At 64.8% G+C, this 23,616-nt stretch carries 25 protein-coding genes; 4 read left to right on the top strand and 21 right to left on the bottom strand.

The features are described 5' to 3' along the window. The first annotated feature begins 45 nt into the window (after positions 1–45). Both GH266_RS00555 and GH266_RS00550 read left to right on the top strand, forming a co-directional pair. On the top strand, positions 46–1,299 hold the full coding sequence (locus GH266_RS00555) for a PQQ-dependent sugar dehydrogenase (RefSeq protein ID WP_158192157.1): 1,254 nt from the start codon (positions 46–48) through the stop codon (positions 1,297–1,299). Positions 1,300–1,301: 2 nt separating this feature from the next. Beyond that, a complete protein-coding gene (locus GH266_RS00550; RefSeq protein WP_158192156.1) occupies positions 1,302–1,934 on the top strand; it encodes a c-type cytochrome in 633 nt (210 codons plus the stop codon). A gap of 24 nt (positions 1,935–1,958) precedes the next feature. Here GH266_RS00550 and GH266_RS23685 read toward each other — a convergent pair whose 3' ends face one another. The 6 genes from GH266_RS23685 to GH266_RS00520 form a co-directional block, all read right to left on the bottom strand. After that, positions 1,959–2,636: a MerR family transcriptional regulator gene (locus GH266_RS23685; RefSeq protein ID WP_158195974.1), complete on the bottom strand. Its 678-nt coding sequence runs from the start codon at positions 2,634–2,636 to the stop codon at positions 1,959–1,961. A 27-nt stretch (positions 2,637–2,663) separates the two neighbouring features. After that, complete coding sequence (locus tag GH266_RS00540; protein ID WP_120268056.1) at positions 2,664–2,984, bottom strand: integration host factor subunit alpha; 321 nt, start codon at positions 2,982–2,984, stop codon at positions 2,664–2,666. Between the two features lie 171 nt (positions 2,985–3,155). Next, positions 3,156–4,127 (bottom strand): beta-ketoacyl-ACP synthase III, encoded by a 972-nt coding sequence (locus tag GH266_RS00535; RefSeq protein WP_209001596.1) that lies wholly within the window; start codon positions 4,125–4,127, stop codon positions 3,156–3,158. Between the two features lie 2 nt (positions 4,128–4,129). Further along, positions 4,130–5,191 (bottom strand): phosphate acyltransferase PlsX, encoded by a 1,062-nt coding sequence (gene plsX / locus GH266_RS00530; RefSeq protein WP_158192154.1) that lies wholly within the window; start codon positions 5,189–5,191, stop codon positions 4,130–4,132. A 318-nt stretch (positions 5,192–5,509) separates the two neighbouring features. Beyond that, positions 5,510–6,067 (bottom strand): YceD family protein, encoded by a 558-nt coding sequence (locus tag GH266_RS00525; protein WP_158192153.1) that lies wholly within the window; start codon positions 6,065–6,067, stop codon positions 5,510–5,512. A gap of 24 nt (positions 6,068–6,091) precedes the next feature. Then, positions 6,092–6,631 (bottom strand): ubiquinol-cytochrome C chaperone family protein, encoded by a 540-nt coding sequence (locus GH266_RS00520; RefSeq protein WP_158192152.1) that lies wholly within the window; start codon positions 6,629–6,631, stop codon positions 6,092–6,094. Between the two features lie 141 nt (positions 6,632–6,772). Here GH266_RS00520 and GH266_RS00515 point away from each other — a divergent pair, with 141 nt between their 5' ends. Further along, entirely contained in the window at positions 6,773–7,210 is a 438-nt protein-coding gene (locus GH266_RS00515) for an outer membrane protein assembly factor BamE (protein ID WP_158192151.1), read from the top strand. 129 nt (positions 7,211–7,339) lie between these two features. Here the strand turns inward: GH266_RS00515 and GH266_RS00510 are convergent, their stop codons facing one another. From GH266_RS00510 to GH266_RS00445, 14 genes are all read right to left on the bottom strand, one after another. Continuing rightward, a complete protein-coding gene (locus GH266_RS00510; protein ID WP_158192150.1) occupies positions 7,340–9,475 on the bottom strand; it encodes a sodium-translocating pyrophosphatase in 2,136 nt (711 codons plus the stop codon). Positions 9,476–9,790: 315 nt separating this feature from the next. Then, the gene (nusB, locus tag GH266_RS00505) at positions 9,791–10,318 is read right to left on the bottom strand and encodes a transcription antitermination factor NusB (protein ID WP_158192149.1); all 528 of its coding nucleotides are present in this window, start codon (positions 10,316–10,318) and stop codon (positions 9,791–9,793) included. A 2-nt stretch (positions 10,319–10,320) separates the two neighbouring features. Further along, complete coding sequence (ribH, locus tag GH266_RS00500; protein ID WP_097174665.1) at positions 10,321–10,767, bottom strand: 6,7-dimethyl-8-ribityllumazine synthase; 447 nt, start codon at positions 10,765–10,767, stop codon at positions 10,321–10,323. Between the two features lie 203 nt (positions 10,768–10,970). Further along, positions 10,971–11,573: a riboflavin synthase gene (locus GH266_RS00495; protein ID WP_158192148.1), complete on the bottom strand. Its 603-nt coding sequence runs from the start codon at positions 11,571–11,573 to the stop codon at positions 10,971–10,973. A 1-nt stretch (position 11,574) separates the two neighbouring features. Continuing rightward, the gene (ribD, locus tag GH266_RS00490; protein WP_244953749.1) at positions 11,575–12,669 is read right to left on the bottom strand and encodes a bifunctional diaminohydroxyphosphoribosylaminopyrimidine deaminase/5-amino-6-(5-phosphoribosylamino)uracil reductase RibD; all 1,095 of its coding nucleotides are present in this window, start codon (positions 12,667–12,669) and stop codon (positions 11,575–11,577) included. Positions 12,670–12,718: 49 nt separating this feature from the next. Beyond that, positions 12,719–13,195, bottom strand: coding sequence for a transcriptional regulator NrdR (gene nrdR / locus GH266_RS00485; protein WP_067214791.1), 477 nt, complete (start codon positions 13,193–13,195; stop codon positions 12,719–12,721). Between the two features lie 85 nt (positions 13,196–13,280). Beyond that, positions 13,281–14,591, bottom strand: a complete 1,311-nt coding sequence (glyA, locus tag GH266_RS00480) for a serine hydroxymethyltransferase (protein WP_158195973.1) — start codon at positions 14,589–14,591, stop codon at positions 13,281–13,283. A gap of 187 nt (positions 14,592–14,778) precedes the next feature. Further along, a complete protein-coding gene (locus GH266_RS00475; RefSeq protein ID WP_209001515.1) occupies positions 14,779–14,982 on the bottom strand; it encodes a DUF6898 family protein in 204 nt (67 codons plus the stop codon). A 97-nt stretch (positions 14,983–15,079) separates the two neighbouring features. Next, positions 15,080–16,399: a L,D-transpeptidase family protein gene (locus tag GH266_RS00470; protein ID WP_425329554.1), complete on the bottom strand. Its 1,320-nt coding sequence runs from the start codon at positions 16,397–16,399 to the stop codon at positions 15,080–15,082. 300 nt (positions 16,400–16,699) lie between these two features. Continuing rightward, positions 16,700–17,212 (bottom strand): transcriptional regulator LdtR, encoded by a 513-nt coding sequence (ldtR, locus tag GH266_RS00465; protein WP_067333296.1) that lies wholly within the window; start codon positions 17,210–17,212, stop codon positions 16,700–16,702. Between the two features lie 264 nt (positions 17,213–17,476). Then, the gene (mmsB, locus tag GH266_RS00460; RefSeq protein WP_158192146.1) at positions 17,477–18,373 is read right to left on the bottom strand and encodes a 3-hydroxyisobutyrate dehydrogenase; all 897 of its coding nucleotides are present in this window, start codon (positions 18,371–18,373) and stop codon (positions 17,477–17,479) included. Between the two features lie 123 nt (positions 18,374–18,496). Continuing rightward, positions 18,497–18,907, bottom strand: coding sequence for a DUF6163 family protein (locus GH266_RS00455; protein WP_158192145.1), 411 nt, complete (start codon positions 18,905–18,907; stop codon positions 18,497–18,499). 52 nt (positions 18,908–18,959) lie between these two features. Further along, positions 18,960–20,021, bottom strand: a complete 1,062-nt coding sequence (locus GH266_RS00450) for an enoyl-CoA hydratase/isomerase family protein (RefSeq protein ID WP_199270412.1) — start codon at positions 20,019–20,021, stop codon at positions 18,960–18,962. A gap of 84 nt (positions 20,022–20,105) precedes the next feature. Then, the gene (locus GH266_RS00445; protein WP_158192144.1) at positions 20,106–21,245 is read right to left on the bottom strand and encodes an isobutyryl-CoA dehydrogenase; all 1,140 of its coding nucleotides are present in this window, start codon (positions 21,243–21,245) and stop codon (positions 20,106–20,108) included. Between the two features lie 270 nt (positions 21,246–21,515). Here GH266_RS00445 and hemB point away from each other — a divergent pair, with 270 nt between their 5' ends. Next, positions 21,516–22,484 (top strand): porphobilinogen synthase, encoded by a 969-nt coding sequence (gene hemB / locus GH266_RS00440; protein WP_244953861.1) that lies wholly within the window; start codon positions 21,516–21,518, stop codon positions 22,482–22,484. Between the two features lie 27 nt (positions 22,485–22,511). On the opposite strand, the gene GH266_RS00435 is transcribed toward hemB, so the two are convergent. Next, positions 22,512–23,612 carry an aminotransferase-like domain-containing protein gene (locus tag GH266_RS00435; protein ID WP_244953748.1) on the bottom strand — a complete coding sequence of 367 codons (1,101 nt, stop codon included), beginning with the start codon at positions 23,610–23,612 and terminating at the stop codon, positions 22,512–22,514. Positions 23,613–23,616 lie beyond the last annotated feature (4 nt).

The following is a 23,616-nucleotide window of genomic DNA, read 5'->3' as shown; positions in this document are numbered from 1 at the left end:
CCGAACCAGCGGCCGTGGAGGCGGTCGCTCATTCCGGAGGAAACGATGAAGACCTTTCTGCTTGCAAGCATCGGCCTGCTGGCCGCCACATCCCTCGCCGCCGCGCAAGCGCCGGTGCCGGACAACCTCGAGAAACTGTCGAACTTCCAGAGCACCGGCACCACGGAGTTCACCTTTGTGGAGCAAAGCGGCGCCTATGCCGATGGCATCCGCGAGACGCTGAAGCGCATCAAGCTGCCGGCCGGGTTCAAGATCGACCTCTACGCCGTGGTTCCCGATGCACGCCACATGGCCGTCGGGCCGCAGGGCATCGTCACCTTCGTCGGCACGCGCAAGGACAAGGTCTGGGCCGTGACCGACCGCAACAAGGACCGCGTTGCGGACGAGGTGAAGGACTTCGCCCCGTCCCTCAAGTTCGCAATTCCGAACGGCCCCTGCTTCTCGAAGGACGGCTTCCTCTATATCGCCGAGCAGAACCGCGTCCTGGTCTATCCGGCGGCCGAATTCTTCTACGAGAGCCCCGACGTCGCCGCCTTCAACGTCGTCAAGCAGGGCGACCTCGTGCCGGCAACGGAGGAGAGCTACAATCACACGGCGCGCGTGTGCAAGATTGGCCCCGACGGCAAGCTGTACATCTCGCTCGGCCAACCGTTCAACGTGGCGCCTGCGGAAAAGCTGGACCTCTACAAGGAGCATGGAATCGGCGGCATGATCCGCATCAACACCGATGGCACGGGGCGTGAGGTGTACACCTACGGTATCCGAAACTCGGTCGGCCATGACTTCCACCCCGAGACCGGCGAGCTGTGGTTCACCGACAACCAGGTGGACGGCATGGGCGACGACATCCCGCCGGGCGAGATCAACCGCCAGACCGCGGCGGGCCAGCATTTCGGGCACCCCTGGTACGGCGGCGGCAGTGTGCGCACCACCGAATATGCCGGGCAGGAAGTGCCCGTCGAGGTGGTAATGCCGGCGGTCGAAACCGTGGCTCACGCAGCAGATCTGGGAATGGCCTTCTATACGGGCCGGCAGTTCCCGGAGAAGTACAAGAACGCGATCTTCTCCGCCCAGCACGGGTCGTGGAACCGGACGGAACCGGTCGGCGCCCGGGTGATGGTGACCTTCGTCGACGGAGAGGGCAACGCCACCACCGAAGCCTTCGCCGAAGGCTGGATCGACGAGAACGGCGAGTATCTCGGCCGCCCCGTCGATGTCGCACAGCTGCGGGACGGTTCGATCCTGGTCTCCGACGACCTCGCCGGAGCCCTCTATCGCATCTCCTACGAGGGGAACTGAGAATGAGACGATCGGCGATGGCGCTGGCCTGTGCAGCGCTTCTCGCAGGTCCGGGCCTGGGCGGGATAGTTCCCGCCCGGGTGCTCGGCTCCTCCCCTGCCCTTGCCGAAACCGTCAAGGGCGATCCGGCTGCGGGGCGCAAACGTGCCGGCATGTGCCGGACCTGCCATGGCCTCGACGGGATGGCGCGCATCCCAATCGCGCCGCATATCGGCGGAGAGCCTCCGGCCTATCTGCGTGCGCAACTGAGAGCCTTCCGGGACGGACGGCGCGTGCACGAAATGATGAGCGTCGTGGCCAAGTCACTGGACGACACGGCGATTGCCGATCTGGCCGCCTGGTATGGATCGCATCAGGCCAGCGCAACATTGCCGGCAAGCGTCTCCGCGCAGGCTGCGCCGGTCGAGTGCAGCGCCTGTCATGGGGAAACCGGCATCGGGCAGATGGATGATGTGCCGAACCTTGCGGGAGAAAGCGTGATCTACATCGACACGCAGTTGAAAGCCTTCCGGCTCGGCAAGCGCAAGCATGAAGTCATGTCGACAGTGGCTGCGGAGCTGACGGATGAAGACATTCGCGCCTTCGCCGATTGGTATGCTGCGGTGAATCTGGAAATTGCGCCGCCAGCGCAATAAGCCTAGCCGCACGACAGGCGGGGGTTACCGCGCCTGATCGAGGATCCTCTTGCATTCCAGCAGCTCGAAGAGCGTTGCCTGAAGCCGGCGGATATCGTCCTTCGAGAGATTCCCGGACGGGCTCTCGGCCCGGTCGCCCAACAGACGTTCCATGAGCCGGAGGCCGGCGCGGGCCTGTGGCATGTCTGCGGAGGCGGCGCTATCGGCAATGATTCCCCGTGGCAGCGGCTCGCCGTCATCCTCATCCGCGGAAAATTGCGGCTCCGCCTTGTGGCGGGCCGGCGGCTCGGCCTGGCGGGGCGAGACGTCCTGGGCCTCGATCTGCCGCCGGGCGGCCGGCGCGGCGCGCGGTGGCATTGCGGTCTCGGCGTCGTCCTCGGCCACCTGCTGTGCGGCGAGCGCGGCCAGCGCAATGCCGTCCTCGCGCCAGACCTGCATGACGAAGCGCGGCCCCTGCTCCTTCAGGATCCGCTGGACGCCCTTGATCGTGTACCCCTCGCCGTAGAGAAGATGGCGGATGCCGCGCAGGAGATCGATATCATCCGGCCGGTAATAGCGTCTGCCGCCGCCGCGCTTGAGCGGGCGGATCTGCGAGAACCGGGTTTCCCAGAAACGCAGGACGTGCTGAGGCAGATCGAGATCGTCTGCGACCTCGCTGATCGTGCGAAAGGCGTCGGGGCTTTTTTCGACCGTCGCTGAAATGGTGCTTCATCGTCCTTTGGCGCTGTCTCAGTCGCCGTTTTCGGACGCTCCCATCATGGTCTCGTTGATGCGCTTCTTGAGCACGTTCGATGGCTTGAACACCATGACCCGGCGGGGAAGGATCGGCACCTCCTCACCGGTCTTCGGGTTCCTGCCGATGCGCTCGCCCTTGGACCGGACGACGAAGGATCCGAAGGAGGAAAGCTTCACCGACTCCCCGGCAACGAGGCAGTCTGCGATCTCCGACAGGACCTTTTCGACGAGCTCCGAGGATTCCGATCTGGAAAGGCCCACTTTCTGGTAAACCGCCTCACAAAGATCGGCGCGCGTTACTGTCCTGCCGCTCATAGTCCCTCCTTGGCCGAACCTCGTGGCTCGACGGTGTCAGGGATTGTTTTCTTTGACCCTTCGGGGCCCACCGAACCCGGATAGCAGCCTATTGGCTCGCGCGCAGGCGGTCAACAGTCTGCCGGGGCTGCAGTTCGCAAAAAGTTCACAGGGCTCAAGCCTTTGCGCGCACTACCAGCGCAGCAGCGACGCCCCCCAGGTAAAGCCGCCGCCCATCGCCTCGAGCATGATCAGGTCGCCGCGCTTGATGCGCTCGTCGCGCACAGCCTGGTCCAGCGCAAGCGGGATCGAGGCCGCCGACGTGTTGCCGTGATCCTCGAGGGTCACGACGACCTTTTCCGGATCGATGCCGAGCTTCTTGGCGCTCGCGTCGATGATGCGGCGATTGGCCTGATGCGGGACGAACCAGTCGAGCGCCTCGGCATCCGTGCCGGTCGCCTCGAAGGCCGCCTCGACCACGTCGGTGATCATCGAGACGGCATGACGGAAGACTTCCTTGCCCTGCATGCGCAGGTGGCCGACGGTCTGGGTGGAAGACGGCCCGCCGTCCACATAGAGCTTGTCCCTGTGCGCGCCGTCAGATCGCAGATGCGAGGTCAGCACACCGCGGTCCGACGTGGTCCCCTCGCCTTCGGCGGTTTCCAGAACAACGGCACCGGCGCCATCGCCGAACAGAACACAGGTCGTACGGTCTTCCCAGTCGAGAATGCGCGAGAAGGTCTCCGCGCCGATCACCAGCGCGCGCCTGGCCATGCCTGTGCGCAGATAGGCATCGGCAGTGGCCAGCGCATAGACGAAGCCCGAGCACACCGCATGGACGTCGAACGCGAACCCGCCGGAAATGCCGAGCTTGTGCTGAACGGTCACGGCCGTTGCGGGAAAGGTGTTGTCGGGCGTTGCGGTCGCGAGGATGATCAGGTCGATGTCGGTCGGCTTGCACCCGGCCGCCTCAAGCGCCTTGCGTGCCGCGGCAACAGCGAGATCGGAGGTGAATTCTCCTTCGGCGGCGATATGGCGCGCATGAATGCCTGTTCGCTGCACAATCCACTCGTCCGAAGTATCCACCATCTTGGCCAGATCGTCGTTGGTGAGCCTGCGCGCAGGAAGATAGCTGCCAGTTCCCAGAACGATGGATCGCTTCACTGTCACTTATCACCTTCCGATCCGTCCCGCGGCTCGAACCGGCCGCGATGGTAATTCTTCAGATCCTGAGAAATCTTGTTCATCAGGTCGTTACGGGCCATGTCGTAAGCCAGTTCGACAGCGGCTGCAAAGCCTTCCGCATCGGTCCCGCCATGGCTCTTGATGACAATACCGTTCAGGCCGAGAAACACGCCGCCATTGACCTTGCCCGGATCCATCTTCTCGCGAAGGCGGTCGAACGCGTCCTTGGCAAGCAGGTAGCCCAATTTCGCGCGCCAGGTCCGGTTCATCGCGGCGCGCAGGTAGCTGCCGATCTGGCGGGCAGTTCCTTCTGCCGTCTTCAGCGCGATATTGCCGGCAAAGCCTTCCGTCACCACCACGTCGACGACGCCTTTGCCCAGATCGTCGCCCTCGACGAAACCGGCATAGGTGAGCGAGCGCAGATTGGCCTCTCGCAGCAGACGTCCGGCCGTGCGCACCTCTTCCAGGCCCTTGACCTCCTCGACGCCGATATTCAACAGGCCGACGGTCGGGCGCTCGATCGAAAAGAGAATACGCGCCATGGCGCCGCCGAGCAGCGCGAAATCGATCAGCTGCTGCGCATCGGCACCGATGGTCGCGCCGACGTCGAGAACGATGGACTCGCCGCGCATGGTCGGCCAGATGGCGGCAATGGCCGGCCGCTCGATATTCGCCATCGTGCGCAGGCAGAACTTCGACATGGCCATCAGCGCGCCGGTATTGCCGGCGGAGACGGCAACGTCCGCGTGACCGGTCTTCACCGCCTCGATGGAGCGCCACATGCTCGACTTCCAGCGCCCCTGGCGCAGGGCCTGGCTGGGCTTGGCGTCCATGGCGACCGAGACCTCGCAATGATGCAGGGTCGACGCCTCGCGCAGACGCGGATGCGCCTGCAGCAGCGGCGCCACGATGTCCGAGTTGCCATAAATGGAGAAGCTGATGTCGGGGCGCCGCTCAAGCGCCAGGGCTGCGCCGGGTACGACGACTTCCGCCCCCCTGTCGCCGCCCATTGCATCCAGCGAGATTCGAACCGTCTGAGCCATTGTCCGTGTCTTCTGGATCGGCGTCCGCGTCTCGTTCACTCGAGCGAGGAACACTGCCGATCGGCACTGCTGTCCCGAATTTCCGACCCTTCACCAAGGGCCGGGACGGCCGTTCTGCCGTCGTATTCTTATGTCGCCTGTGCCGCCCTTCGGGTCGTCTCACAAGGTCCCGCACCTCACCGATGGAATGCGCTGGTGCTGCGGTCGACAAGCAACGGTCAGCCCACCCCCATCATTTGAAGCGTTGGGAACATACCCGTTTACAACGGCGAGACAACAGCTTTCTGGCAATGCGCCCCGATGGCTGGATGGCCCAGCTTATTCGTCGCGCTTGCGAAACCGCTCCAGAGCGGCGAACGGCGACGGCGGCTTGTCGTCGGCTTCTTCACCGCCCTCGTCCCCGAAATCGTCCGGTAGTTCGGCGCCCGGGGCACGCGGAAACGGATCGAGCGCGAGTGCCAGCTGCTCGCACAGGATGGCCCCCAGGTCGATCCTGCTGCCCTCCAGCAGGTCCGGCGGATCCTCGGCAAAGGCGTCCACATCGATCTCGCCGTCGTCGGCGATACCCGCGAGGGCTTGCGCATCGGGATCGAAGCGCAGGGAGAAACGCTCGTCGATCACCTGCTCCACCGGCGCCAGAGTGACGACGCAGGTCTGGCTGGCGCGCGCCTTCAGGTTCCCTTCCACGGCGACACCGTCACGTCGCCATCTGCGGAGCTCGAACCGAGCCACGACGTCGGCGAGTCCGACCAGCGAATAAGCCTTGGCCATGCGCTGCAGGTCAGCCTCGTCCGGGCGCAACTCGATGGCGAGCGGCTTCGCGGTCAGGTGCTGGACGTCCTGTGGATGCGAGAATGGAAAATCTGATAGGGTCATAGCTGTCTCTGTCTGCCTCCTGCTTCAGCCGATATCCGTCGGCTCGTCAGGCCAGACCGGCCCGTTTGCGATAATAGCCGGGGCGTCCTGGCGCGACAGCCCGTCAGCCGCACCGCGCAGGTAGCGGGCAATGGCATGCGCGGCCACCGCATCGTGGGCATCGGCGAACAGATTGCGGTTCACAAGATTCTCGAGATCCTGCAGGCCGTCGGCAGCCAGCGCTTCTGCAAGGGCGGCTGCACGCCCGTAGAAAGCCTCGGCCATTTTCTTGACCTTCTTGGGCACGCCCAGATCGCCAACGCCCATCTCGCGAAGCGACCCATCCATGTCGGCAAAAAACGTGTCGAAAAGCCGCTGGGAAAAGTCGGAAGCAACCTCTCCCTCCCCCCTGAGGCGATTGAGCACCAGAATCGTGTGCAGCATCACCATCTCGAAACGGCCGTCGATCGTATCGGGCACATTGTACCGTGCGTAGAGCCACGGCTGCCGCGCCTGTGCCACGATCGAGGTGTATGCGGCGAGCACTTCCGGACGCTGACGCCGGCGAAAGAGACCGAAGACCATGTGTTGCCTCGCTTGGACGAAGGTTGCCAAGTGGCCTAGCGCAGGTTAGGGACTTTGCCAAGGATGCGCGGAGCGACAAAAACGGCACGCGGCTGCCTTCCGGCCGTGACAGCCGCCAGAAAGCAACAGGATACGCTTCACATGAAGACATGGATTCGCGGAGCAGTGCTGGTGAGCGTCCTGGCGCTGCCGCTGGCCGGTTGCTTCACCACCACCATCAATCACGGCCATGTCATCCGGCCCGAGCGGGTGCGCGACATCCAGGTGGGATCGAGTCGCGAACAGGTGGAACTGTTGCTCGGATCTCCCTCGACCTCCTCGCGGCTCGACGGCGAAGCCTATTACTACATCTCGCAGGTCAAGGAGACGACCGCGTTCCTGATGCCCGAAACAGTCGAGCAGCGCGTCGTCGCCATCTATTTCGACGAGGAAGGCTTCGTGCGCGACACGGCCTATTACAGCCTGGAAGACGGCAAGGTCGTCGACATCCTCAGCCGCAAGACCCGCACCGGCGGCGCCGACTACGGCTTCCTGTCGCAGATCCTGCGCGGCGCCCAGAACCCGAGCCTCAACCTGTAGCAGCTGGGGACCGAGCGGTCCCAGTTCCTGCCGGACGCAAAAAAACGCCCGCAGCCAAGGCCGCGGGCGTTTTGCATTCTCGCTGATGAGCGTGCCTGGATGCCGTCTGACGGTACCCAGGCCGCAACGTCAGCCGTGGGCCAGAACGGCCAGCAGCAGCAACGCGATGATGTTGGTGATCTTGATCATCGGGTTGATTGCCGGACCGGCAGTGTCCTTGTAGGGATCGCCGACCGTGTCGCCGGTGACCGAGGCCTTGTGCGCCTCCGAGCCCTTCATGTGCTTGACGCCGTCCTTGTCGACAAAGCCGTCCTCGAAGGACTTCTTGGCGTTGTCCCACGCCCCGCCGCCGGCGGTCATGGAGATGGCGACGAAGAGACCGGTGACGATGACGCCGAGCAGCATCGCGCCGACGGCGGCAAAGCCCTGCGACTTGCCCGCAATGGCGGTAATCACGAAGAACACCACGATCGGGGACAGGACCGGCATCATCGACGGGATGATCATCTCGCGGATCGCCGCCTTGGTCAGCATGTCGACGGCGCGGCCGTAGTCCGGCTTCTCCGTGCCTTCCATGATGCCCGGCTTCTCGCGGAACTGCCTGCGCACCTCCTCAACGACCGCGCCGGCGGCGCGACCGACAGCGGTCATCGAAATACCGCCGAAGAGGTAGGGAAGCAGACCGCCGAACAGCAGACCGACCACCACGTAGGGGTTGGACAGGGAGAAATCCACCACGACCCCGTCGAAATAGGACCCGGGCGCCGCGTTGGCCGCGAAGTATTTCAGGTCCTCGGTATAGGCGGCAAAGAGCACCAGCGCACCGAGACCGGCGGAGCCGATCGCATAGCCCTTGGTGACGGCCTTGGTGGTGTTGCCGACCGCGTCGAGCGCGTCGGTGGTCACACGCACTTCCTGGGGCAGACCGGCCATCTCCGCAATGCCGCCGGCATTGTCGGTCACCGGGCCGAACGCATCGAGCGCAACCACCATGCCGGCAAGCGCCAGCATTGTCGTCACCGAAATGGCGATGCCGAACAGACCGGCAAGATTGAACGCGCCGAGAATGCCCGCAATGATGATGATGGCGGGCAGTGCGGTGGCTTCGAGCGAGATGGCGAGGCCCTGGATCACGTTGGTGCCGTGTCCCGTAACGGAGGCCTGGGCAATCGAACGCACTGGGCGATAGTCGGTGCCGGTGTAGTATTCCGTCACCCAGATGATCAGGCCGGTGACCACCAGGCCGACAAGGCCGCAGTAGAACAGGTGCCGACCAGCGAAAGTCAGTCCGCCCGAGGTGGTGTACTCGGTCGAAAAGCCCAGCCAGAAGAACACGATGGCGAACAGTGCCACAGCCGACAGGACAGCGGTGGCGACGAAGCCCTTGTACAGGGCGCCCATGATCGAGTTGTTGCTGCCGAGCTTGACGAAGAACGTGCCGATGATCGACGTGACCACGCAGGCACCGCCAATCACCAGCGGCAGGAGCATCAGTTCGAGTGCTGCGGCTCCGGTGAAGAAGATCGAGGCCAGGACCATCGTGGCGACGACGGTCACCGCGTAGGTCTCGAAGAGGTCGGCCGCCATGCCCGCACAGTCGCCGACATTGTCGCCGACATTGTCGGCGATGGTGGCGGGGTTGCGCGGGTCGTCTTCCGGAATACCGGCCTCGACCTTGCCGACAAGATCACCGCCCACATCCGCACCCTTGGTGAAGATGCCGCCGCCGAGGCGGGCAAAGATGGAGATCAGCGAGGCGCCGAAGCCGAGGGCGACCAGTGCGTCGATGACGATGCGGCTCTGCGCATCGTAGCCGAGGATCTCGGTGAGGATGGTGAAATAGACGGCAACGCCCAGCAGGGCGAGGCCCGCAACCAGCATTCCCGTGACGGCACCCGCCTTGAAGGCGATCTCGAGACCGGCAGCAAGCGACGTGCTGGCGGCCTGAGCGGTGCGGACGTTGGCGCGCACCGAGACGTGCATGCCGATATAGCCCGCCGCCGCCGACAGGATCGCGCCGATGGCAAAGCCGATGGCGACCAGGCTGCCGAGCAACCAGACAACCAGTGCGAAGATGACCACGCCGGCGATGGCAATGGTCGTGTACTGACGGTTGAGATAAGCCTGCGCGCCTTCCTGGATCGCACCGGCGATTTCCTGCATGCGGGCATTGCCGGCATCGGCAGCCATGACGGACTGAATGGCCCATACGCCGTAGGCAAGGGACAGCAGACCACACAAAATTACTATTACGAGCTCGAGCATTCTTCCCCCCAATGAAGGACGCGGAAGGACCTTTCCTTGATTGTTATGCGGTCCTGCGGGAAGAACGGTATCTGTCCTGTGCGTCCCGTCAAGGACGAGTTTCCACCCGGCCGGGACAGATCGCGCGCCCTGCAGCTTCAGGCAATGGCTGTTTTGTCATGCCGCGCCAGCGCTCATAACGCTGCGGAAACAACGATGGACAGCAGGCACATGACAATCTTCCGCAAGGGAAGATTCAGTCCTGAAATCAAAGAAAAAGCCACGGCGGATCGCCGTGGCTGCTTCAGTCCACAATCGGGGGCGCAAGCGAGGGACTCAGGCTCCCTCTTCCGCCTGCTCCGGCTTGGTCGGGCCGTCGAACTCGCTGCTGCGGAACTCGCGCGCCAGCTTGTCGAGCACGCCGTTCACCATGCGCGGCTCTTCCGCCTCGTAGAAGGCGCGGGCGACATCGATATACTCGCTGATCACCACACGGGCCGGAACGTCCTTGCGGCGCATCAGCTCGAACGCTCCGGCGCGCAGGATCGCGCGCAGCGTCGTGTCGATGCGGCGGAGCGGCCAACCGGCGACCAGCGAGCGATGGATCACCGGATCCAGATAGCGCTGCTCCGCGACCACGCCCTTGACGAGATCGCGGAACCACGACGCATCCGCCTCGCGGTACTGTTCGCCGTCGAGCTCCGCACCCAGGCGGAACGCCTCGAACTCTGCCAGCACGTCGGCAAGGCTCGAGCCGCCGACATCCATCTGGTACAGCGCCTGGACAGCGGACAGCCGCGCCGCGCCGCGCTTGTTGGCGGGGCGGACGGCCGGCTCTGTCCTGGCTTCGTTGTCTTCAGTCATTGTCAGATTCCGAAACGGTCCCTGATCGCGATCATGTCGAGCGCGGCCTGCGCTGCCGCGCCACCCTTGTTCTTCTTCGCCGGGTCGGCACGCACCCAGGCCTGCTCGCCGTTCTCGACCGTCAGGATGCCGTTGCCGAGCGGCAGCGCCGCGTCGATGGTGAGCTCCATCACCGCACGGGCCGACTCGTTGGCGACGATGTCGTAGTGCGAGGTCTCGCCGCGGATCACACAGCCGAGCAGCACAAAACCGTCGTAGTCCGCGGTCCCCGCCTCCATGGCAGCGAGTGCCATGGCAAGGGCAGCCGGAATCTCCAGGACGCCGGGGACGGACACGCGTGTGACGTCGGCGCCCTGCCCTTCGAGGACGTCCATGGCGCCAGCGACCAGGGCGTCGGCGATATCGTCGTAGAAGCGGGCGTCGATGATCAAGATGCGAGGGGTCGTCATGTCGCTCTCTTCGCTTTCATGTCATGGCAAGCCGGGAGCCGGGCGCGCAAGAGGCGTCAGAACGGACCGGCTGCACTGCCGGAGGAGCCGGCAACAAGGTGCCGGTAGGAACCATGCCGGGCCGGTTTTGTCCAGCGCGGATTGTCAGACCCGCCATGCCCGCACCGGGCACCTGACACGATGTGGGGAGCCGGAGGACTCGCTCAGCTATACTCCGCGAGCCGGGCTGCGTAGCGCGCCATCATGTCCACTTCGAGGTTGATCCTGTCGCCGGCCGTGCGCTCGCCCCAGGTCGTCACCGCCAGGGTGTGCGGGACCAGGAACACGGTGAACGTGTCGCCGTCTACCTCGTTGACCGTCAGCGACGTACCGTGAAGGGCAACGCCGCCCTTCTTTGCAATGAACGGAGCGCACTCTGCCGGGGCGCGGAAGCGGAAGAAAACCGAATCCGGATGGTCGATGCGCTCCAGGATCTCTGCCGTGCCGTCCACATGCCCCTGGACGATGTGACCGCCAAGCTCGTCGCCGATCTTCAACGAGCGCTCCAGATTGACGCGGTCCCCTGCCTTCCAGCCGCCGACGGTCGTCAGGCGCAAGGTCTCGGCCGCCGACTCGATCTCGAACCAGTTGTCGCTGCCATCCCTGCCCCTGGCCGTCACCGTGTGGCAGACACCGTCGCAGGAGATGGAGGCGCCGATGTCGATGCCGTCGGGATCGTAGGCAGTCAGGATGCGCGTACGCAAACCCGCCGGAATGGCCTCGACCGAGGCAATGCGTCCCATGTCCGTGACGATACCGGTGAACATGTCAGCTCCTTTCGCGGACAAAATGGGTCATCGTGTCGGCACCGACCCGCCGGGTGCCGACATTGCGGAATCGGACGCTGGCGGTGACCATATCCGTACCACGCGAACCGAAGGGCAGGATCCCCCCCTGCCCGATCACGAGGCCGCTTTGCGAGATGATCACCTCGTCGGCAAGATCCGTGTCCAGGAAGGCGCGCGCCACCGTCGAACCGCCCTCGACCATCAGCTTGGTAATGCCGCGCTGCCCCAGGGCCCGGACGGCCGTGCGCGGATCGATCGGCTCGCCCTTCGCCCGCGCCAGGCGGATCACGGTGCAGCCGGCGACCGTCAGCGCCTCCACCTTGTCGGGATCGGCATCGGCGGCGACAAGCAGCCAGAGCGGGATCTCGCCGGCTGTCTGGACCAGCTTGCTGTCCAGGGGGAGCCGCGCATTCGTATCGAGAATGATGCGCACCGGGGAGCGATGGGCAAGGCCGGGAAGCCGACAATTGAGGGAAGGGTCGTCGGCGAGCGCCGTGCCGATGCCAACGAGAATTCCGTCGCACTCGGCGCGCAGGATATGGACACGCCGGAAGACATCCTCGCCGGTGATGGCGATCTGCCCTGCCCCGCGACGCCCAATGAACCCATCGCGCGAGACGGCAAGCTTGAGAACCACAAGCGGACGGCCGCGCGTCAGGCGGCTGACATGGCCGGCATGCAGGGCGCTGCAAAGTTCCTCGCGTACGCCGGAGCGCACCTCGACGCCGGCGGCCTCCAGCATCGCCACGCCGCGGCCTGAAACGCGCGGATTGGGATCCAGAAGACCGATCACGACACGGCGAATACCGGCCTGCGCCAGCGCGACACAGCACGGGCCGGTGCGCCCCTGGTGGGAACAGGGCTCAAGGGTGACATAGCAGGTGGCACCGCGCGCAGCTTCGCCTGCCTGAGCGAGGGCGACGACTTCCGCATGCGGTCCGCCGGGCGGGCGGGTGTAGCCGCGGCCGACCACGACGGGGCCGTCGCCGTCATCGCGCACGATCAGCGCGCCGACTGCCGGGTTGGGCCATACACGGCCGAGAGCACGCCGCGCATAGGAAGCGGCGGCAGCCATGAAACGATCATCGTGGCAGCTGTCCGGCATGGTCAGGTATGTCCGAGGGTCAGGTCTCGTCGAAGGCCGCAGCGTCGGGCCCACTCATCTCGTCGAGAAGGGCCTCGAAGTCCTTGGCTTCCCGGAAATTCTTGTAGACGGAGGCAAAGCGCACATAGGCGACGTCGTCGATCACCTTCAACCCTTCCATCACCAGGTTGCCGATGTCGCTCGCCTTGATGTCGCTTTCGCCCGAGCTTTCGAGCTGGCGCACGATGCCGCTCACCATCCGCTCCAGACGCTCCGGTTCGACGGGGCGCTTGCGGGTTGCGATGCGGACCGACTGCATCAGCTTGTCGCGATCGAACGGCACGCGGCGACCGCTGCGCTTGATCACGGTCAGCTCGCGCAGCTGGACGCGCTCGAAGGTGGTGAAGCGGCCGCCACAGGCGGTGCAGATCCGGCGACGGCGGATTGCGGTGTTGTCCTCCGTGGGACGCGAGTCCTTCACCTGGGTGTCGTCACAACCGCAATAAGGGCACTTCATGCGCTTTGGGCTCCGGACCGTGAGCCGCCCTCACGGCGGCCCACAAGACTGGTTGCCGGTGCGCTTCCCGCGCACCGGCCTGCAATCAAAGGTTCGGGTAGATCGGGAAGCGATCGGTCAGTGCGATCACCTTTTCCTTCACCCGAGCCTCGACCTCGGCATTTCCATCATCGCTGTTGGAGCTGCGCAGGCCGTCCAGCACCTCGACGATCAGCCGGCCGATCTCGCGGAACTCGCCCTGGCCGAAGCCGCGGGTGGTGCCGGCCGGCGTGCCGAGACGGATGCCGGAGGTAACGAACGGCTTTTCCGGGTCGAAGGGAATGCCGTTCTTGTTGCAGGTGATGTTCGCACGGCCAAGAGCTGCCTCGGCGCGCTTGCCGGTGGCATTCTTCGGGCGCAGGTCGACAAGCATCAGATGGTTGTCGGTGCCGCCGGACACGATGTCGAGCCCCTGCTCCTGCAGGCTGGCGGCCAGCGCCTTTGCATTGGCGACCACGGCCTGGGCGTAGGTCTTGAACTCGGGCTGCAAGGCTTCGCCCAGGGCAACGGCCTTGGCGGCGATGACATGCATCAGCGGACCGCCCTGCAGACCCGGGAAGACAGCCGAGTTGATCTTCTTGGCGATGGCCTCGTCATTGGTCAGGATGAGGCCGCCGCGAGGACCGCGCAGAGACTTGTGCGTGGTGGTGGTGACCACATGCGCATGCGGCAGCGGCGACGGGTGCGCGCCGCCGGCGACGAGGCCGGCGATGTGTGCCATGTCGACCATGAAATAGGCGCCGACGGAATCGGCGATCTCGCGAAGACGCTTCCAGTCCCAGGTGCGGGAATAGGCCGTGCCGCCGCCGATGATCAGCTTCGGCTTGTGCTGTTCGGCAAGGCGCGCGATCTCGTCCATGTCGAGCATGTGATCGTCCGGACGCACGCCGTAGGACACGACATTGAACCACTTGCCGGACATGTTGACCGGCGAGCCGTGGGTCAGGTGACCACCCGAATTGAGGTCGAGACCCATGAACGTGTCGCCCGGCTGCAGCAGCGCCAGGAACACGGCCTGGTTCATCTGGCTGCCGGAGTTCGGCTGCACGTTGGCGAACTGGGCGCCGAACAGCTCCTTGGCGCGATCGATCGCCAGCTGCTCGACCACGTCGACATACTCGCAGCCGCCGTAATAGCGCTTGCCCGGATAGCCTTCGGCATACTTGTTGGTGAGGATCGTACCCTGCGCCTCGAGCACGGCCAGAGAGACGATGTTCTCCGACGCGATGAGCTCGATCTCGTGGCGCTGGCGACCCAGTTCGCTGGTGATCGCAGCGTTGATCTCGGGATCCGCATCGGCAAGCGAGCGCGTGAAGAAGTTCGGATAAATCGCCGTGTCGAGCGAGGTGTCAGTCATCGACATCGTCGGTCCCCTCTAGCAGTCCTGAAGTGAGATCAATCGCGCATGGCGACCATTGGCGCCGTCGGAACAATGCCGGACCGGCCAGACCAAAAGGTCACGCCAGATAGCACAGCCATTCGCGGGAACCAAGGCCCATTGCCCGGCCCGCGACATCTCGCCGGCTCAGCTCCCTGCAGCGAGATCAGCGGGCGGGCGCCTCTTGGGCAAGGCGCCTCATAAGCTTCCGCAGAGCAAGTTGCTGAAGGTCGGCCTGCGTGGCCTGAACGGGGCCAAGCACGACGACCTCGATGCCTGTCTCAGCATCAATCGCCGTTACCTTGACCTGCCGTCCGACAGGATAGAATTCGAAATAGACTTCGCCTTTCGGCTGCCTTCCAATGGTCACGACACCATCCGTCCGACATGCGCAAGATTGCCGCGCCCCGGCTGGACGGGACCGCATCGAAGCGCCCCGCCCTTGCCTGGATGCGACAACCCGCCAATCACTGTAGGGAAGCGCTGCCGACTGCGGCCTCGCTCATGAGGACGCCGTCGCGATTGTAGATGTCCTCGCGGAAATGGATCACGCCTTCCGCGGTTGCCCAGGCCGTGACATAGGACATGTAGATCGGGATCTTGTTGCCGAGCTTCACGTCCTCGCGCGAACCGGAGCGGATCGTCTCGTCGACCCGGGCGCGACTCCAGTCGGAGGTCGTGCTCTCGAGCAGCCAGGTGATCAGCTCGCGAACGTTCTGCACGCGCACGCAACCGGACGAATGGAAGCGGTAGTCTGAGCCGAAGAGCGACTTGGACGGCGTGTCGTGCAGATAGACCTGATGCGAGTTGTGGAAGTTGATGCGCACCGAACCCAGCGAGTTGATCTCGCCCGGCTCCTGGCGGAACTGGTACTGAGTCGCCTCGTCGGTGTTCCAGTTGATCTGCTGCCAGGCGAGCTCGTTGCCCTTCCAGTCGAAGATCCGGATGCGGTTCTTCTCGAGGTAAGCCGGATCCTCGTTCATCTTCGGGATCAGATCCTTGCGGATGATCGAGACCGGAACCGTCCAGTACGGATTGAAGTTGAGCTCGTAGATCGACGAGTTGAGAATCGGCGTCTGGCGGTCGATCTTGCCGACGACGGCGGTGTGGCGCGAACGCACGCGGCCGTTCTCCACCGCCTCGATCTCGGCCGCCGGAATGTTGACCATCACGTAGCGGTCGCCCAGGAAACCGGACATGGAGCGCAGACGCACCAGATTGGTCTCCAGTTGGCCCAGCCGCACATTGGCCGAAACATTCATCGCTACCAGAGTGCTCTGGCCGACCACGCCGTCCGGCGTCAGGCCATGGCGCAGCTGGAAGCGGCGCACGGCCGCGTCGACGTAGGAATCGAACGTGTCGGAGAGACCCGCGGTCTGCTCGAGATCACCTGAAACCATGAGGCGGCGGCGCAGCGACACGACGTGTTCGTCGCGCATACCCAGCCGCATCGCCTTCCGGCCGCTGGTCACCGGCTGCCAGCCGCCCTGCTGAACGATCATCGAGTAGCGCTGGATCGCCGTCTCGACATATGTCGCGGTGTCGGGAGACAAGGTCGGAAACGAGGATTCGACCGCCTGCAGGCTGCGCATCGTGGTGTCGAACTGGTCGTTCCATTCGACGCGCTGCTGCTCGATCCGCATCTGCACGGGAGCCGGCTGCGCCAGCGCATCCCCTCCGATCGCGACGGAGGCAAAAACGCCTGTCAGTGCCAATGCGGCGCCCCTAGCGCCGGCCCGCAGGCCGAGAAGGCGCCCATCGAAGAGGTCGGTTGCTGCAAATCCCACCGTATCGACTCCAGTCCCAGGTCAAGCTCAGAAAGGTCTCGTTAGGGATACGCCGCCAGCATTAACAAATGCTCACAACCGTCGACAAAGGAGACCCGCCCCGGCCCGACGCGGCAAGAACTCTGCCCGGACCACGCTCCATCCGCATCGGATGACGCAACGGTTCCTAAGCCATCCCATTATGGCGCATTCATGTCGCGGCGCGAAAAAGCGCAAGCCAGCCGCCACATGCACCGAAGCCGCCTCGCACAATCTGCACGAAGCGGCTTCGATGAGGACAGGCCGGAAAATCCCGGGCAGTCAGAGACGATACAGGATCTGGTCGGTCCAGAAGCGCTCCAGACGGCGCAGCGAACGGTTCAGGACCTTGAAGTCGTCCGGACCGATCTCGCCGACCTGCTCGACCGACAGCATGTGCCGCTCGTACAGGGCGTTCACCTTCTCGGCAACGTCCTTGCCCTTCGCCGTCAGGCTGACACGGACCGAACGGCGGTCGGTGCGGGAGCGCTGGTGGTGGATGAAGCCCATGTCGACGAGCTTCTTGAGGTTGTAGGACACGTTCGAGCCGAGATAGTAGCCACGGGTCCGCAGTTCACCGGCGGTCAGTTCCGCATCGCCGATGTTGAACAGCAGCAGCGCCTGCACGCTGTTCACGTCTGCGCGTCCTTCGCGGTCGAACTCATCCTTGATCACATCGAGCAGTCGCCGATGCAGACGCTCGACCAGCGTCAAAGCTTCCAGGTAGAGCGGCTTGATGTCATCGCTCTCTTCAGCCTGCAACGCGACGTCGACTGCCTTCTTTGCGGTCATCATTTGTTTGCGCCTCATGTATTGTTAGCGGTGCGTTTTTTGTCACCTTGAGACAGACAATACGAGGCGGTCTCTAAAATCCGCTTAAAAAGGAGACTAAATCTCCGGTTAACGCGCAAATGCGATGCAGGACGCGACGAAATACAGTCTGTTAACGATATTTTCCAGCGAACATCAGGGTTTTCAGGGGCAACTCAAACGAGCAAGGCGCGAAACGGTCTCCCGCTTCGCGCCCCTGCCATCGTTGGTGTCCAGCGTATGGACGGTTCAGGCGTCCGTCTTGCCGCGCAGGAACCGGACGATGCCGGAAAAGTCCGTATCGGCATCGCCTCCGTTGCAGAAAAGATTGTAAAGGGCGGCAGCCTCGGCACCGAGCGGCGTGGACGCGCCGCTTGCATGCGCGGCTTCCTGAGCCAGCTTGAGGTCCTTGAGCATCATCGCTGCCGCGAAGCCCGGCTGATAGTCGCGGTTGGCCGGCGATGTCGGCACCGGACCCGGCACCGGGCAATAGGTCGTCAGCGACCAGCACTGGCCCGAGGCGGTGGAGGAAATGTCGAACAGCTTCTGCGCGTCGAGACCGAGGCGCTCGGCAAGAACGAACGCTTCGCACGTGCCGATCATCGAAATGCCCAGCAGCATGTTGTTGCAGATCTTCGCCGCCTGGCCGGTGCCGGCACCGCCCGCATGAACGATCGTCTTGCCCATCACGTCCAGATAGGGACGCGCCGCCTCGAAGGCGGCATCCGGACCGCCGACCATGAAGGTCAGCGTACCGGCCGCAGCGCCGCCGACACCGCCGGAGACCGGCGCGTCGACCATGGGCATGCCGGCCTTTTCAGCGGCCGCCGCAACCGCGCGTGCGCTCTCCACGTCGATGGTCGAGCTGTCGATGAGCAGCGTTCCGGGGCGGGCATGCGACAGAATGCCATCCTCGCCCGTATAGACCTTGCGCACATGTGCGCCGGCCGGAAGCATGGACACGATCACGTCGGCATCGGACGCCACCTCGGCGAGATTGTCCGCCGTCTTGCCGCCCACCTCTACCAGGCGCGCCTTGGCCTCCGCCGACAGGTCGAGGCCGCGCACGTCGTGCCCTGCCTTGACCAGATTGGCAGCCATCGGACCACCCATGTTCCCAAGCCCGATAAACCCGACCTTTGCCATAAGCACTTCTCCCTTTTCCGCCCCGACGGCGGCACCATCACTTCCGCCCGCGACGTCGCGCGAGCCTGTCAGTTCAGACGAACCGGGGCCGGCCTCCCTGCCCCGGACCGCAGCCTTGCGCGATCAGCGTCGCTGCTCCCTTTCGCTGAGGTAGAGCAGGATCAGATAGATCGCGATGGTCGTCAGATAGAAGGCGATCTCGTAGGGCCGCCGACCGAAGATGTCCGCAAAGAGCGTGTGCATCACCACCTGGGTGAGCGCTCGCGTGAGCCACATCACCGCGCCCCACGACACGGTCAGCCACAGGCCGATCGCCGCTACCAGATCGAGAACACCGAAGAAGACCGTCGCCGCCTGCCACTCGACAGGCATTTCCCAGAACCACTGGCCGCGCCACGGCGACATGCCGACGATGCGCGCCCAATGGATCAGGCCGCTGAAGATCAGCAGGATGGCGATGGCGCGCAGATACCAGACAAGCGTCACGGACCAGGCCGGCCTGTGCTTCAGATAGTCCAGAAACAGCGTGGTCATGGACGAGCCTTTCTGCTCCGCCCGGCCGCCCTAGCAGGCCGCGCGGATCACATCACACATCGAGATCGCCGCCGACGGGCATCTCGAAATGCGCCAGGATGTCCGCCTCGGTCACGTCGGCCAGTTCGGCCGGCGACCATTTCGGCGCATTGTCCTTGTCGACGATCACCGCGCGCACCCCCTCGTAGAAGTCGGCGCCCTGGAGGATGTGGCAGACGATGCGATACTCGAGGCGCATGCAGGCTTCGAAATCGAGCGTCGCGCCGCGGCGGAGCTGCTGGAACGCCAGCATCACGCTGGTCGGCGACTTGGACCGAATTACGGCCGCAAGATCGCCGGCCCATCCCGCATCCGGATCGCCCGCGCGTGCGGCGCGCTCGTCGAGGGCAGACAGGATTTCAGCAACGGAGCCGCGGCCGAAAATGTCGGCGATGATGGAGGCGCGCGCGGCAAGCGGCGCCTCGCCGGCATCGTGGCGTGCTGCGTAGCGGGCAATCGCAGCGTCGATATCGTCGGTTTCGGTCAGCTCTCCGGTCAGCGCCTCCATGTCGCCGGCGGCGATGCCATGGGTCAGGATACCGGCCCACAGGGCGTCCGCCTGCTTGAGCCGGCCCGCCGACAGGGCGGCCATCATCCCGGTCTCCTGCGGCATGCGCGGCAGGAACCACGAGCCGCCGACATCCGGGAAGAAGCCGATTCCGGTCTCGGGCATGGCAAAAGTGGTGCGCTCGGTGCCGACGCGGTGGCTGCCGTGAACGGATACGCCAACGCCGCCGCCCATCACGATCCCGTCGATCAGAGCGACATATGGCTTGGGAAAGCGCTTTACGCGCGCATTGAGGCGGTACTCATCGCCGAAGAACTGAGCCCGTGTCGGATCACCCGACATGCCCTGATCGTAGATCTTGCGGATGTCGCCGCCGGCGCAGAAAGCACGGTCGCCCGCGCCGCGCACGATCACATGACCAATCGCGTCGTCAATCGCCCAACGTTCCAGCTGGTCGATCATCTCCAGCACCATCCCGTGCGTCAGCGCATTGAGCGCCTTGGGACGGTTCAAGGTAACAATACCGGCACGGCCGATCCGCTCAAACAGGATCTCGGGTTCGCTCATCAAGTATCCTCAACAAATTCGCCAGAACTCTCGTCTCATTCCAAACGGCGAAGGAAAATTTCGCGTAGCAATACGCTCGCCCCGTCAATCCTTCAGGAGATCTCTGGCGATGATCACACGCATGATCTCGTTGGTACCTTCCAGAATCTGATGCACGCGGACATCACGCAGATAACGCTCCACCGGATAGTCACGCAGATAGCCGTAACCGCCGTGCAATTGCAACGCCTCGTTGACGACGGAAAAACCCACATCGGTGGCCATGCGCTTGGCCATGGCCGCCATGCGGGTCGCGTCCGGCGTCTTTGCGTCAACGAGGGTCGCGGCCTTGTGGAGCAGCAGCCGCGCGGCTTCCAGCTCCGTCGCCATGTCCGCCAGGCGGAACTGCAATGCCTGGAATTCGGCCAGCGGACGTCCGAACTGCCGCCGCTCCTTGAGATAGGCGATGGAGCGGTCGAGGCAGCTCTGTGCCGCGCCGAGCGAGCAGGCGCCGATGTTGAGGCGGCCGCCATCGAGACCGGCCATGGCGATGCGGAAGCCCTCGCCTTCCTCGCCGATGCGGTTCGCAACCGGAACGCGGCAGTCGGAGAAATTCACCTGGGCGGTCGGCTGGCTCTTCCAGCCGAGCTTGACCTCCTGGGCACCGAAGCTGAGGCCCGGCGTGTCCTTCTCCACCACGAGGCAGGAGATGCCCTTCGGCCCCTCCCCGCCCGTGCGAACCATCACCACATAGACGTCGGAGACGCCGCCGCCGGAGATGAAGGCCTTGGAGCCGTTGAGCACATAATGGTCGCCATCGAGGACCGCGCGGGTACGCAGGCTCGCCGCGTCCGATCCCGATCCGGGCTCCGTCAGGCAGTAGCTTGCAAAGCGCGCCATCGAGCACAGATCGGGGAGGAACCGCTCGCGCTGCTCCTGCGAGCCGAAGCGGTCGATCATCCAGGCGGCCATGTTGTGGATGGAGATGTAGGCCGCGGTCGAGGTGCAGCCGGCGGCCAGTTCCTCGAAGATCACCGCTGCGTCCAGCCGGCCGAGCCCCGAACCGCCGACGTCGTCGCCGACATAAATTCCGCCGAAGCCGAGCTCCGCCGCCTTGCGCAGCGTCTCCACCGGAAAGAACGACTTCTCGTCCCACTCCCTGGCATGGGGCTCCATCTCGTCTCGCGCGAACTGGCGAGCGACGTCCTGAAACGCACGCTGGTCTTCCCCGAGCGCAAAATCCATTGCCTGCCTCCTCCCAGAGCCGTGTCACGACGCGAGGCTGCACGGCCTCGGTTTCCCGACGATAGACTGCTGGATTATCCAGCCCCCGGCCCTGCGTCAATCCGGCCAAGGGATGCAAGCTCGGGCAGGCTTCCGGTCGGCACCTTCCCGGTGCTAGGGTCCGTCCAACCCGATCAACCCCCCTGCAGGGAAGTTCCGATGACCGCTCACCAGCGCCCCACCCTCAATGCGAAGGCCCACGATGTCGATAGTATCGTCGGGGGACGCCGCATGCGCCGCAACCGCCGCACCGACTGGTCGCGCCGGATGGTGCGCGAGAACACCCTGACCGTCGACGACCTGATCTGGCCGCTGTTCCTGACCGAGGGAACCGGCATCGAGCAGCCTGTTCCCTCCATGCCGGGCGTCATGCGCTACAGCGTGGACAATATCGCCCGCCAGATCGAGGAAGCCGCAGAGCTCGGCATTCCGGCGATCGCCCTCTTTCCCAATACCGATCCGTCGCTGCGCGATGCGGACGGCTCGGAAGCCCTCAACCCGGAAAACCTGATCTGCCGCGCGTGCCGCGCCATCAAGGACACGGGCCTGCCGATCGGCATCGTCACAGATGTGGCGCTCGACCCCTATACCAGCCACGGGCATGACGGCCTGATGAAGGGCGAGGTGATTCTGAACGACGAGACGGTCGCCCAGCTGGTGGCCCAGGCACTGCTGCAGGCCGAAGCCGGTGCCGACGTCATCGCTCCGTCCGACATGATGGACGGGCGCATCGGCGCGATCCGTGCCGGCCTCGATGCCGCCGGCTACCGGGACGTCCAGATCATGTCCTACGCGGCGAAGTATGCGTCTGCCTTCTACGGTCCGTTCCGCGACGCGGTCGGAACCAACGCGACGCTCGTCGGCGATAAGCGCACCTACCAGATGGATCCGGCCAACAGCGACGAGGCCCTGCACGAGGTCGCGCTGGATCTGGAGGAAGGCGCCGACATGATCATGGTCAAGCCGGGGATGCCCTATCTCGACATCATCCGCCGGGTGAAGGACACGTTCGAGCGGCCGACCTTCGCCTATCAGGTGTCCGGCGAATACGCGATGATCATGGCCGCGGCCGGAAACGGTTGGCTGGACGGCGAGCGGGCGATGATGGAGAGCCTGATGGCCTTCAAGCGCGCCGGGGCGGACGGCGTGCTGACCTATTTCGCGCCGCGTGCGGCAAGAAAGCTCAAGGGTCTCGACTGACCCGGCTGCGCCCTGGCACCAGGCGCCTCAGGGTAAAATCTGAGGCCCGCGCGGCGGGCGTGCCATGAGACTCGCAAGATCCTCCAGCGCCCGCCGGCAGACGTCATCCTGCGCCACGCTTCCAAGGCACAGGCGCACCGCCTCCGGTGCGCCGCGCGGCTCGACCGCGAAGAAACGCGCCGGCGCCACGCGCACGCCGAGAGCCTCGGCTTCCGACGAGAAGGCGTCGGCAGACCACCCGCCCGCAAGCTCCAGCCACGCAAGGCCGCCCTGCAGCGCCTCCGGCTTCAGCTGCGGGAAGAGCTCGTGCGCGATTGTTGCGCGCTCAGCGATGCCGCGGCGTACCCGCGCCAACCGGGCCTCGAACACGCCATCTGAAAGGATGTGCGCGGCAACCCGTGTCAGCAACGGCGAGACCATCAGGCTGAGCGCGTTCTCCACCGCGAGGATCTGGCGGGCGAGCGGCTTCGGCGCGGCAACGAAGCCGACGCGCAGGATCGGCGCCACGCATTTGGAAAGGCCCGTGACGAGCACCGTGCTTTCGGGCAGAAACCCCGAGATCCCGGTGTGTGTGCCCTCGTCCGACAGAAAGTCGTAGATCCGATCCTCGACCACCACCACGCCGTGGCGCGCGGCAACCTCTGCGAGTTGTTCACAGCGCCGGGCCGACATTCGTCGCCCGGTCGGGTTCTGCGTCGAGGGCATCAGGAAGACGCAGGCGATCTTGGCGCGCCGGCACAAGGCGTCTAACGCCTCCGGATCCATCCCGTCGTCATCCATCTTCACCGGATGAAGCCGCGCACGTGCCGCGCTCGCGGCGCTGATCACGCCCGGATAGGTAAGCGCATCGCAGGCTATGCCGCCGCCGTTTTCGGTCAGAGCCAGAAAGGCCGAGGCAATCGCCGCCTGGGCGCCGGCCGTCACGACGATCTCATCCATGTGTCGTGCTGCGCCCTGCCCGCCGAGAAAGCGCGCGGCTACGCCCCTGATGTCCTCGTCCTCACCGGTCGTGAGATAGGCGAGCGGCAGATCCCCGGCCGCCAGGTCCGACTGCACCGCAGCCAGCGCCTTTCCGACAAGGCTCGAGGCATCCTCGATGAGGAAGCTGTTCACGGCCAGATCGGCCACATGC

Source organism: Stappia indica (genome assembly GCF_009789575.1).
Taxonomy (GTDB): domain Bacteria; phylum Pseudomonadota; class Alphaproteobacteria; order Rhizobiales; family Stappiaceae; genus Stappia; species Stappia indica_A.
The sequence above is the reverse complement of the archived record's forward strand: the minus strand, read 5'-3'. Positions and strand labels throughout refer to the sequence as shown.

Coding starts and splice junctions, on each gene's coding strand:
- hemB (WP_244953861.1), top strand. CDS start 21,516: ATGCGCCGCAACCGCCGCACCGACTGGTCGCGCCGGATGGTGCGCGAG.
- ldtR (WP_067333296.1), bottom strand. CDS start 17,212: ATGATGACCGCAAAGAAGGCAGTCGACGTCGCGTTGCAGGCTGAAGAG.
- ribH (WP_097174665.1), bottom strand. CDS start 10,767: ATGACGACCCCTCGCATCTTGATCATCGACGCCCGCTTCTACGACGAT.
- mmsB (WP_158192146.1), bottom strand. CDS start 18,373: ATGGCAAAGGTCGGGTTTATCGGGCTTGGGAACATGGGTGGTCCGATG.
- GH266_RS00495 (WP_158192148.1), bottom strand. CDS start 11,573: ATGTTCACCGGTATCGTCACGGACATGGGACGCATTGCCTCGGTCGAG.
- GH266_RS00540 (WP_120268056.1), bottom strand. CDS start 2,984: ATGAGCGGCAGGACAGTAACGCGCGCCGATCTTTGTGAGGCGGTTTAC.
- GH266_RS00550 (WP_158192156.1), top strand. CDS start 1,302: ATGAGACGATCGGCGATGGCGCTGGCCTGTGCAGCGCTTCTCGCAGGT.
- nusB (WP_158192149.1), bottom strand. CDS start 10,318: ATGACTGAAGACAACGAAGCCAGGACAGAGCCGGCCGTCCGCCCCGCC.
- plsX (WP_158192154.1), bottom strand. CDS start 5,191: ATGGCTCAGACGGTTCGAATCTCGCTGGATGCAATGGGCGGCGACAGG.
- GH266_RS00525 (WP_158192153.1), bottom strand. CDS start 6,067: ATGACCCTATCAGATTTTCCATTCTCGCATCCACAGGACGTCCAGCAC.
- GH266_RS00445 (WP_158192144.1), bottom strand. CDS start 21,245: ATGGATTTTGCGCTCGGGGAAGACCAGCGTGCGTTTCAGGACGTCGCT.
- GH266_RS00515 (WP_158192151.1), top strand. CDS start 6,773: ATGAAGACATGGATTCGCGGAGCAGTGCTGGTGAGCGTCCTGGCGCTG.
- nrdR (WP_067214791.1), bottom strand. CDS start 13,195: ATGAAGTGCCCTTATTGCGGTTGTGACGACACCCAGGTGAAGGACTCG.
- ribD (WP_244953749.1), bottom strand. CDS start 12,669: ATGGCTGCCGCCGCTTCCTATGCGCGGCGTGCTCTCGGCCGTGTATGG.
- GH266_RS00450 (WP_199270412.1), bottom strand. CDS start 20,021: ATGAGCGAACCCGAGATCCTGTTTGAGCGGATCGGCCGTGCCGGTATT.
- GH266_RS00455 (WP_158192145.1), bottom strand. CDS start 18,907: ATGACCACGCTGTTTCTGGACTATCTGAAGCACAGGCCGGCCTGGTCC.
- GH266_RS00520 (WP_158192152.1), bottom strand. CDS start 6,631: ATGGTCTTCGGTCTCTTTCGCCGGCGTCAGCGTCCGGAAGTGCTCGCC.
- GH266_RS00555 (WP_158192157.1), top strand. CDS start 46: ATGAAGACCTTTCTGCTTGCAAGCATCGGCCTGCTGGCCGCCACATCC.
- glyA (WP_158195973.1), bottom strand. CDS start 14,591: ATGACTGACACCTCGCTCGACACGGCGATTTATCCGAACTTCTTCACG.
- GH266_RS00510 (WP_158192150.1), bottom strand. CDS start 9,475: ATGCTCGAGCTCGTAATAGTAATTTTGTGTGGTCTGCTGTCCCTTGCC.